7 protein-coding genes are annotated in these 10,512 nt (G+C 65.2%); 5 read left to right on the forward strand and 2 right to left on the reverse strand.

Annotated features, from left to right (window positions below; all coding sequences use genetic code 11):
- Nucleotides 1–43 precede the first annotated feature (43 nt).
- Together nudC and ACXR2W_RS13545 are read left to right on the forward strand one after the other, a co-directional pair.
- Entirely contained in the window at nt 44–991 is a 948-nt protein-coding gene (gene nudC, locus ACXR2W_RS13540) for an NAD(+) diphosphatase (protein WP_458816829.1), read from the forward strand.
- The gene (locus ACXR2W_RS13545) at nt 988–2,706 is read left to right on the forward strand and encodes an ATP-dependent helicase (protein ID WP_458816831.1); all 1,719 of its coding nucleotides are present in this window, start codon (nt 988–990) and stop codon (nt 2,704–2,706) included. Before nudC ends, ACXR2W_RS13545 begins: the two co-directional genes overlap by 4 nt.
- A gap of 13 nt (nt 2,707–2,719) precedes the next feature.
- Here ACXR2W_RS13545 and ACXR2W_RS13550 read toward each other — a convergent pair whose 3' ends face one another.
- Together ACXR2W_RS13550 and ACXR2W_RS13555 are read right to left on the reverse strand one after the other, a co-directional pair.
- Nucleotides 2,720–3,529, reverse strand: a complete 810-nt coding sequence (locus ACXR2W_RS13550) for a hypothetical protein (RefSeq protein ID WP_458816833.1) — start codon at nt 3,527–3,529, stop codon at nt 2,720–2,722.
- 120 nt (nt 3,530–3,649) lie between these two features.
- Entirely contained in the window at nt 3,650–5,107 is a 1,458-nt protein-coding gene (locus tag ACXR2W_RS13555; protein WP_458816835.1) for a zinc-dependent metalloprotease, read from the reverse strand.
- 168 nt (nt 5,108–5,275) lie between these two features.
- On the opposite strand from ACXR2W_RS13555, the gene ACXR2W_RS13560 reads away from it, so the two are divergent.
- The 3 genes from ACXR2W_RS13560 to ACXR2W_RS13570 form a co-directional block, all read left to right on the forward strand.
- Entirely contained in the window at nt 5,276–6,475 is a 1,200-nt protein-coding gene (locus ACXR2W_RS13560; protein WP_458816837.1) for a YlbL family protein, read from the forward strand.
- Nucleotides 6,476–6,622: 147 nt separating this feature from the next.
- Complete coding sequence (locus tag ACXR2W_RS13565) at nt 6,623–9,673, forward strand: UPF0182 family membrane protein (protein ID WP_458816839.1); 3,051 nt, start codon at nt 6,623–6,625, stop codon at nt 9,671–9,673.
- A gap of 147 nt (nt 9,674–9,820) precedes the next feature.
- A partial coding sequence (locus tag ACXR2W_RS13570; RefSeq protein ID WP_489948863.1) for a DUF222 domain-containing protein occupies nt 9,821–10,512 on the forward strand: 692 nt, incomplete at its 3' end.

Genomic DNA, 10,512 nt, shown 5'->3' on the forward strand with positions numbered 1-10,512 from the left:
AGCGGGCACGGCAGGGTCGCGCCACGCGCAAGGAGGAGAATCGATGGACCAGGCAGTACCACCGCTCGCGCAGGGAACCCTTGACCGAGACGCCCCCTCGAGACTGAGCGACGACCTACTGGCCGAAGCCTGGAACGACCCTCGAGCGCGTCTTCTGCGCCTGCGCGGCACAGAGATCCCAGTGACGCAGCTCGCTGAGGGCAAGCAGGGTAAGCAGGGCGAGCAGGGCAAGCAGCGGCTCGCCCTCGCCCCCACGAGCGGCCCGTGGCGGCTCGCCCACGACGACGGCCGGGTCGCGCACGTGTTTCTCGGTCGCGTAGCTGGCGCGCCCGTCTTCGCACGCGCTGCCGCCGCAGACGAAGCGGCGTCTGACACCGATGCTGAGTCGCGCTGGCGCCCGACCTTCGAGGCGGCGCTCGGGCTTGAAGAGTCCGAGCGCGAACTAGTGGCGGCGGCGTCTGCGCTGCTGCGCTGGCATGAGGCTGCGAGGTTCTCTGGTGCAGACGGTTCGGTGACTCACCCGGCACAGGGTGGCTGGGCGCGCACCGACGCGGCCGGGCGTGAGTTCTTTCCGCGTACTGACCCCGCGGTCATCGTGCTGATCGAGCACGACGATCGCGTGCTGCTCGGCTCGAATACGCTGTGGGAGGCGGGCCGGTTTTCTCTGCTTGCGGGCTTCGTGGAGGCCGGTGAGTCGCTCGAGCAGGCTGCCCGTCGCGAGGTGTTTGAGGAGTCTGGTGTGCGGCTCGGTGAGGTGCGCTATGTCGCCTCGCAGCCGTGGCCGTTTCCCCGGTCGTTGATGCTCGGGTTTCGTGCCAGACTCGCCGCAGGGCAGGCGCCAGACGCGCTCAGCCCCGACACCGCCGAAATCTCGGAGCTGCGCTGGTTTAGTCGCGACGAGCTGCGCACCCCGCCGCCGGGTGTGACGCTGCCCGGGCCGCTGTCGATCGCACGCTGGCTGCTCGATCGCTGGTGTGAGGAGGGCGCGTGAGCGAGACGGGGGACCCGATCCTGTCGGGCCTCGATCCCGACCAGCGTGACATCGCCGAGGCTCTGCGTGGCCCGGTCGTGGTGCTCGCGGGAGCGGGCACTGGCAAGACACGAGCGATCACGCACCGCATCGCGCACGGTGTGCGCACGGGTGTCTACGCTCCGGATCGAGTGCTCGCGGTGACCTTTACGCGTAAGGCCGCGGGCGAACTGCAGGGGCGGCTGCGTGCGCTGGGCGCAGACGGCGTGCGCGCGCAGACCTTTCACGGCGCTGCCCTCGCCCAGCTCGGGCACTTCTGGCCCGACCTGGTGGGCGGCGCCGCCCCGCAGATCATTCCCGGCAAATCTGCCGTACTGTCACAGGTGCTCGAGGCGATGAAACTGCGCGCGAGCGGCGAAACCGTGCGCGATGTGGCCGCCGAGATCGAGTGGCGCAAGACCTCCATGCTTAGCCTCGATGACTATGAGACGCGCCTGCCGGATCGCCCGCTGCCGCAGGGCCTCACTGCAGAGCAGCTGCTTGATGTGCACCGCGGCTATGCGAGCCTGCTCGAGGAGCGGCGGCAGATCGACTTTGAAGACGTGCTGGTGCTTATGACGGGCATGCTCGAGGCGGAGCCGCGGGTCGCGATGCAGGTGCGCGAGCGCTATCGCTTCTTCACCGTAGACGAGTACCAGGACGTCTCGCCACTGCAGCACGCCCTGCTGTCGGCATGGCTGGGCAACCGCGACGACCTGTGTGTGGTGGGCGATGCGAGCCAAACGATTTACTCGTTCGCGGGCGCATCGAGTTCGTACCTGCTCGGTTTTGGTGCTGAGTACCCGAACGCGCGCGAGATACGGCTCGAGCGTAACTATCGCTCTACCGAGCCGGTCGTGCGCCTCGCGAACAAGCTGATGCGTGACCAGCCGGGCGCGCTCACCCTGCGTGCGCACCGCGACACCGGGGCGAAAGCCGGGCAACCGGCTGCGACATCGGCAGCATCATCAGCGCCGCCCAGTTTCGGTTGGTTTGCGTCTGAGAGTGACGAAGCGGCGGCCGTGGCCGGGTCGGTGCGCGACGCCATTGCGACGGGCACACCACCGTCAGAGATTGCCGTGCTCTATCGTACGAACGCGCAGTCGGCCAGGTTCGAGCAAGCGCTGCAACTCGCGGGGGTGAATACGCGCGTGCACGGCGCGCAGCGATTTTTTGACCGCGCTGATGTGCGCCAGGCCGTGATGCTCATTCGAGGTGAAGCCAAGGTGGGCGACACCAGGCCACTGTTTCAAATCGTGAGTGACGTGCTGCGTGCGGGCGGATGGACGGCGCGTGCGCCCGAGGGAGCAGCGGCACGCGACAAGTGGGAGGCGCTTGCGGCGGTGCTGTCACTCGTGGACGAGATGCCCGAGGGTGCCACGATCAAGGAGTTCAGTGAGGAGCTGCTCGCCAGGCAGCGCACCCAGCACGAACCAACGTTGCAAGCTGTCACGCTGAGCGCGATCCACGCTGCCAAGGGCCTTGAATGGTCGCTCGTGCACGTCGTGGGTTTGGCCGAAGGGGTGCTGCCTATCGCGCACGCGGTAGATGACGCGGCAATCGACGAAGAGCGGCGGCTCACTTATGTCGCGTTCACGCGTGCGAAAGATTCGCTGCGGCTATCTGGTGTGGCGGGCGGGGCACGCGGCCGCAGGCTGCCGTCACGGTTCTTGGAAGAGGCCGGCCTCGCAGTGTAGCCACGGCGTGCGTTCAGCATGATCTCCGCAGCGTACACGCGCACTCGGGGTGCGGTGTTACCTGTTCGATGCGGGGAGCCGCGGCCAGAAGAACGGGTGACGTCGGAATCACGACGCGAGTGGCGTGCACATGCCCGGCGCCCGCGACCCAGTCGGTCATCAGCGCGGCCGCGATGCTTGCTGCGATGCCCACAGCGGCACGGGTCTCGCTCTGCGGTTTCACGGCGGCCAGCTGTGCCGCAAGCACCGGGTATGCCGGGTCACGAGCAATGAACTCGAGTGTGACGCACATGTGGCACGGGACGCCCGGGGGCTCAACGATGGGGCCCACGTGTACCGCGGTATCGGTGAACCGCACGAGCAGCTGCGGCACCCCAGCGATGAGCCAGCGCTGCGCGCGCTCGAGCGGCTCAAGAAACCGTTCAACGTAGACGATGAGATCGGGTAGCTCACGCTCGTAGTCGTAACTCAGGTCGCACAACCCAGTGGCGGCGATCGCTTCGACGAGCCAGGGCACCGCCCGGCCGTCGTCTGAGATCGCCATGCGCAGGCCGGGCGGGGAGCCTGGAGACTGACGAGGCGATACCAGCGCAGGCGCGAGCGTATCGATCACCAGTTCGGCCTCGCGGGTGGTGATCCCTACTGCGCTCGCAGATTCGGCGATGCGGCGGGGGTCGATACCGCGCAGGAGGGCATACAGAAGCCGCTGCACGCCAGGGGAAGGATCGTGCAGGCGCGCGTGCGCTCGCTCGAAGCCGACACGCAGCGTCTCGGGGTCTTCCCAGCACAGCGGCAGATCTGGATCAATCTTGAGGTGTGCCATAGACCGAGTATGAACGCGAAAGTAGCCCCGTGCGGGTTATCCACAGTCAAGCTGCAAACTCACCAAAAACAGCTCATTGGCGATGCCTGTGGACGACCAGGCGCGACCTGCACCCCCCCGCTACTCGGGTGTTACGTCGCTGCTCGGGGCGTCACCGTTCTTGTCGTCATTCTTGTCACCGTTCGTGTTGCCGCCCTCATTGTCAGCTTCGTGCGGTGGCAGTTCGCCATCGAGTAGCTGCGCGAGCGCCGCGTCGAAGTCGTCGACCTCGGTGGTCGGGGAGCCCCCAGCGAGCCCCAAACGCTCGAGGAGTCGGGCCGGATGATCGAGCTCCTCGCTCGTTGGCAGCAGATCGGGGTGCGCCCACAGGCCATCGCGCACGGCAACCGAACCGCGCTCAGACACGAGCCGCCACAGCGCGGCGGCGTCGCGCAGCCTGCGCGGCCGCAGCTCAAGCCCCACGAGCGATGAGAACGCGTGCTCGGCGGGCCCGCCCGTGGCGCGCCGCCTGCGCACCATCTCGGCGATGGCCTCCGCTCCGGGAATACGCTTCGCAGCGTCTGCCGTGACGACATCGACCCAGCCCTCGATCAGGGCGAGCATCGTCTCGAGGCGCGCGTGCGCGGCCTCCTGCGCCTCGGTCTTCGGCGGAATCAGGGCCCCGCCCGCGATCAGCTCCTGAATCTGCTCGGGGTGCTCCGGATCAAGATCCTGCGCAAGATCCTGGATCCGGTCGGTGTCGATGCTGATACCGCGCGCGTAGTCGGTGATGGCAGTGAGCAGGTGCAGCCTGAGCCACTTCGTGTGCCTGAACAGGCGCGCGTGCGCGAGCTCACGCACCGCAAGGTACAGCATGACCGTGTCGAGCGACTGGTCGAGCCCCTCAGCGAACTTCTTGACGCCGCCCACCATGAGGGCACCGCCCTCGCGTCCCGAGCCCTCGAAGAGTGGAATGCCGACGTCGCCCGCAGAGACCACTTCTCCCGAAAGCTTGCCGATAATCGTGCCCAGCTGCACGGCGAAGAGCGCACCGCCCACGCTGCGCAGCATGGGGGTCGCGCCTTTGAGGGCGTCGCCGAGCTCCTCGGGCATTTGTTGGTTGAGCGCGTTCATGAGCGCCCCCGTGATGGATTCGGCGACGGGCTCAGCGAGCGCCACCCACGTGTCGATGCTCTGCTGCACCCACTCGATACGGCCGATAGCGCGCGGGGCATCTGGAGTGGGGCCGAGCTCGGTGGCCTCGTCGAGCCACAGCGCCGCGACAGGAAACGCGCGCAGCGCTGGCGCAGGGTCAGCGGCGGGCGTGCCATCGCTTGCCACTTCGAGGGCGGTGCGCCTGGTGACCGACCAGTCGATGCCCTCGCCCGGGTGCTGCATCGCACCCTGCAGCGTGCTGAACAGGTTTTGCAGGGTGGCGGGGTCGACGGGGATGCCTGCGGCCTTCGCGAACTGCTCGGCATCGACGGGGCCCTGCGGGGTGCCGCTACCCGAGAACATGTCACGCAGCATGCGCTGCAGTTCTTCAAAATCGGGGGTGTTCTCGGCGTCGTCAGGCCGATTGTTGTCGCCAGTGCTCATGTCTTGGCTCCTCGTGAGATTGGTGCAGCTTCAACGCTACGGCACACGGCCAGAAACTGCCTGCTAGATTGGCGGGCGGCCGCCGTGTTGCGTTGCGCCGAGTGCGAACAGGCACGGTCATCGCCGCCGGTGGGCGAGACCTGCAGCGCACAAACGAGAAGAGCACCCGTGAATTTCGAACCCGCAAGCGTGAACGAGCAGAACGCACCCACGGGGGACTCAGGGCCAGCGAATGAGGCGAAGCGGCCGGGCAAACTGGTGCGCTTGTGGCGGCGCACGCGGGCACTCGTGCGCGCCAACCGCACGGAGACCGTAATGGGTCTGGTGGCGATCGCGGTTTTGCTCGCGGCCACCGTTCCGTCACCCTATGCGATCGAGCGCCCCGGCCCGGTCGTCGATGTGCTCGGCACCGTGCAGGTCGAGGGTGAAGATGTGCCGGTGCTCACAGTAGAGGGGCAAAAGAAAGAGGCGCAAGACGCCGAGGCGGCGGGCGCACTCAACCTCTTGACCGTGCAGATCACGGGCAGCCCGCAGAAGCCGCTCAACTGGGCAGCCTTGATTCCGGCGCTGTTTGACCCGTCGCAGTCGATTGCGCCCGTGACCAACTTTTATCCCGAAGGCATCACCGTCGAGCAGCGCGAGAAGGTGACATCGATGCAGATGGACAATTCGCAGGTGCAGGCCGCCGCCGCCGCGTTCGCCGAGCTGGGGTTGCCCGTAAAAGTGGCTCTCAGCGTCGATGGAGTCGACGAACACGGGGCCGCTGCGGGACTACTCGAAGCGGGGGACGAGCTCGTGAGCGTGGGCGGTGCACCGCTTGAAAGCTTCGATGACCTGAATGCCGCGGTATCTGCGTCCGACGGTGAGATCGAGATCGGGATCCGGCGCGAAGGCAAAGACCGCAGCGTGCGGGTGACGCCGCAGCCGCAAAACCCGGGGGGCGACCCGCGTCTCGGGGTCGTGATCGCTTCGTCGTTCGAGCTGCCGCGCGAGGTTGACATTAGTGTGCCGCAGATCGGGGGGCCGAGTGCAGGGCTCATCTTTGGGCTTGCGATCATGGACCGGCTCGGCGACTCGCCCGAGCTTGGCGGCCTCGCCGTGTCGGGTACTGGCACGCTCACCGCCAAGGGCGAGGTGGGCCCAATTGGTGGGCTAACACAAAAGGCCTGGGCGGCCAAGCGGGCGGGCAGTGACCTGTTCTTGATGCCCGTGGCGAACTGCGCAGACGTCGAAGGGTTTCCAAAGGAGCTGCGCGTGGCCCCCGTAGCGACGCTCGCCGAAGCGGCGGCAGCGATTGATACGGCGGCCTCGGGTGGCCAGGTCGCTGGGCTCGAGCGCTGCAGCGCTGGCGGCGTCGCGGAGGGTTAGCGCGAAGTGAGCGGAGGGTGCGCGCTTCGCTCCGCATCGAACGCAGCAATTGTCAGCTCAGGGCGACGCCTGCGCGATAGGCTCGAGGGTGTAGACCGCGCCCCGCACTTGCTGGGCGCAAGCTCGGACAGGAAGTAATACGAAGACGTGACCGACCAGAACGTACATGCTCAGGCCGCACGCTCGCGCCGGATGTCGCCGCTCGCGGTGACCATCGTGATCGTGGTGGCCCTCATACTCGGCTTTCTCGCAGCCGCCGCGGTCGCCGCGGAGGTGCTGTGGTACCGGCAGGTCGGCTTCTTGCCGGTGCTGACGACACAGTGGATCGCCGCCGGCACCATGTTTGTGCTCGGCTTTCTTGGCCTTGCCGTGCCGCTATTCTTCGCGATCGATATCGCGTACCGCAAGCGCCCCGTGTACGCGCGCCTGACGGCGCAGCTCGACCGGTATCAGGAGCTATTCGAGCCGCTGCGCCGGCTCGTGAAGTGGGCGTTGCCGTCACTCATCGGTCTGTTTGGCGGTTTCGCGGCCGCCGCGAACTGGCAGCGTGCACTGCTGTGGCTCAACAGTGAGCCCACGGGTGAGAAAGATGCCCAGTTTGGGCTCGACGTCTCGTTCTACATGTTTGACCTGCCCATGCTGCAGGGCATTGTGGCCTTCGCGTCAGCCGTGATCATGCTGTCGCTCATTGCGGGCGTCGCCACCAGTTATCTGTACGGCGGTATCTCCTTCTCGGGCCGCGACGTGCGCGTCTCGAAGGCGACCCGCATTCAGGCGGCCATCTTGGCTGGCGTCTACCTGCTGCTGCAGGGTGTGAGCCTGTGGCTTGACCAGTACCGTACGCTCACCGGCGGTGAGGGTATTCGTACGGGTGCCATGTTCCAAGACGTGCACGCACTGATTCCGGGTAAACAGATTCTGGCGGGCATCGCGATCATTGTGGCGCTGCTGTTCTTTGTCACCTCTGTGACCGGCAAGTGGCGGCTGCCCGTTGTGGGCACGGCGCTGTTTCTGGTGTCGAGCATCGTGCTCGGTGTCGGTTACCCGTGGGGTGTGCAGCAGTTCCAGGTGAACCCCGACGAGAAGAGCCTCGAGTCCGAGTACATTCAGCGCAACATTGACGCGACGCGGGCGGCCTACGGCATTGAAGATGTCGAAAAGGAACGCTACGACGCGGTCACCGACGCCGAGCCGGGGGCGCTGCGCAATGACGCCGCGACTACCGCCAACATTCGTATCATCGACCCCGAGGTCGTGTCGCCCACGTTTGCGCAGCTTGAACAGATCCGGCAGTATTACCAGTTCCCCAAGTCACTGAACGTCGATCGCTATGAGATCGATGGCAAGATCGAAGATACGGTCTCGGCTATTCGAGACATCGACATTCGTGACCAGAGCGGCTGGTACAACCGCACGCTCGTGTACACGCACGGTTACGGTCTGGTCGCCTCGTACGGCAACCAGCGCTCTGCCGGCGGCGAGCCAGTGTTCCTTGAGAGCGGCATTCCGACGAGCGGTAAGCTCGGCGAGTTTGAGCCGCGCGTCTACTTCGGCGAGAACTCGCCCGAGTATTCGATCGTGGGTGGAGAGCGCAAGAAGGCCATCGAGCTCGACTTCCCGGCCGACGCCGAGAGCATTGCAGAGGCGTCAGCCGAAGACGCGCCCGACGCGACTGAGGCTGAGGCCGATAAGACCGATACCGCCACCGACGAGGCTGCAGCAGAAGACGCTGCGGCAGAAGACGCTGTCGCCGAGGGTGATGGCGGCCTGCAGAACATGACCACCTTTAAGGGTGACGGCGGCCCCGAGCTGAGCAACATCTTCACGAAACTGATCTATGCGCTCAAATTCCAGGACATGGAGGTGCTGTTGTCGGGCGCCGTGGTTGACGGCTCCCAGATTCTCTACGACCGCAACCCTGTCGACCGCGTCAAGAAGGTTGCACCGTACCTGACGATTGACGAGTCGCCGTACTCCTCGGTCGTTGACGGGCGTATCGTGTGGATCATCGACGGGTACACCACGTCGGCCGACTACCCCTACTCAGAGGTAGCCGACATGAACGCGCTGACCGTTGACTCGGCGAACAAGGAGCGCAACCCGCTGCCAAAGCCGATCAACTACATTCGCAACTCGGTGAAGGCCACGGTTGACGCCTACGACGGTTCGGTGAAACTGTATGCCTGGGACACCGAAGACCCGCTGCTGAAGTCGTGGGGCAAGATTTTCCCCGGCACGCTCACGAGCATCTCTGAGATGAGCGGCGACCTCATGAGCCACGTGCGTTACCCGTCAGACCTGTTCAAGGTGCAGCGCGCCATGCTCGGTGAGTACCACGTCACCCAGCCCGACGCGTTCTACTCAGAAGAAGATAAGTGGCGCACGCCCAATGACCCGGTCACGGGAACGCAGGCGAGCGCGCAGAAGTTCTTGCAGCCGCCGTACTATCTGACGCTCGCGGCGGGTGCTAAGGCTGACCCGAACTACTCGATTTACTCGACGTACATTCCGGCGTCTGAGGGCGAGACCCAGCGAGACATTCTCACGGGTTACCTCGCTGCGAACTCGAACGCGGGCAACGTGAAGGGCAAGGTGTCGAAGGACTACGGTTCGCTGAAGATGCTCACCCTGCCCAAGAGCAACTCGATTCCTGGCCCCGGTCAGGTGCAGAACAGCTTTACGACCGACTCGAAGGTCTCGAACCTGCTCAACATTTTGCGCCAGGGCGAGAGTGAAGTGATCAGCGGTAACCTGCTGACACTGCCGGTGGGCGGCGGGCTGCTGTACGTGCAGCCGGTGTACGTGAAGGCAAAGTCGGGTACCAGCTTCCCGATCCTGCAGAAGGTGCTGGTGTCGTTCGGTGACCAGATCGCGTTCGAGGACACCCTCGACGGCGCGCTCGACGCGCTCTTCGCGGGTGACTCGGGGGCGAACGCCGGTGACGGCGATACGCCCACTGAAGCTCCGGATCCCGATGCCGAAGCGCCCACTGACGAAGACGGCTCGGCCGGATCGGGTTCATCTGGTTCTGGTTCGACAGATGCTGGTTCGACAATGACGCTCGACGAAGCGCTCAAGCAGATGCAGGCCGCGATCAAGGATCGTGATGCCGCAATGCAGAAGGGTGACTGGGCGGCCTACGGCAAGGCCGATGCGAAGCTGAAGGAGGCGCTCGACGCCGCTCTCGCGGCAGAGTAGTTTCACTCTTGCGCTGTTGCTGAGCGGGCCCGGCACCGGTTCTTAATTGAATTGGTGCCGGGCTCGCTTCGGTGTTCCTTGGTGTTTTAGTTTCGTATCTTTAAGCGATTTCGAACATGTTTACCGTATGCGTGATATACTTAGATCATGTCCAGCAATGTAGCTGGGACAGAGGATTTGACCGTTGAAGCTGAAGCGGAGCAGCTTGTGTCAGGTCTGGCTGACCTTTCTGAGCGTATGGGTGACCGCGAGTTCGCACTCATCGCAGATGACTCCCTGCTCGCTCTCGTAACCGGGCTTGAGCAGGCGTCCCGGCAGCTCGAAGCGTTGATTGTGCGGGCCGAGGGCACGGTGGTGGAGCGTTGCGTGGGTGATACGCGTGAGACGCTTGCGGGCCGGTTGGGGTGTCGCGACGGGGTTGATGTGCTGCAGCGCATTACGCGTAGGTCTCATCGGCTGCTGCGGCAGCGTGCCCTGCTCGCGAGTGATCTACGCCCTGATCAAGGGTATTCGGGTGGTGTGATTGGGCCCGTGTTTCCGGCGATTGCGGCCGCGTTTTATGCGGGGGATGTGTCGTTTGAGACGGCGCAGATGATTGCTGACGCGCTGCGCAAGGTGCCTGGCCATGTTGACCCGGCGGAGGTGGCAGAGGCTGAGCGGTGCATTGTGAATCAGGCGGCGGGGTATCCCGAAGACCACGGCTTTGATACTGGCGCTGGCGCTGGCGCTGATGCTGATGCTGATGCTGATGCTGACGCCGGCGTTGACGCGGCCGGCGATGTTGATGCGGGTGGGGTGGCGGAGCGGTTGCCGGTGGGGCATGACACGGTGCGCGAGAT

This window comes from Leucobacter faecis, from assembly GCF_054456695.2.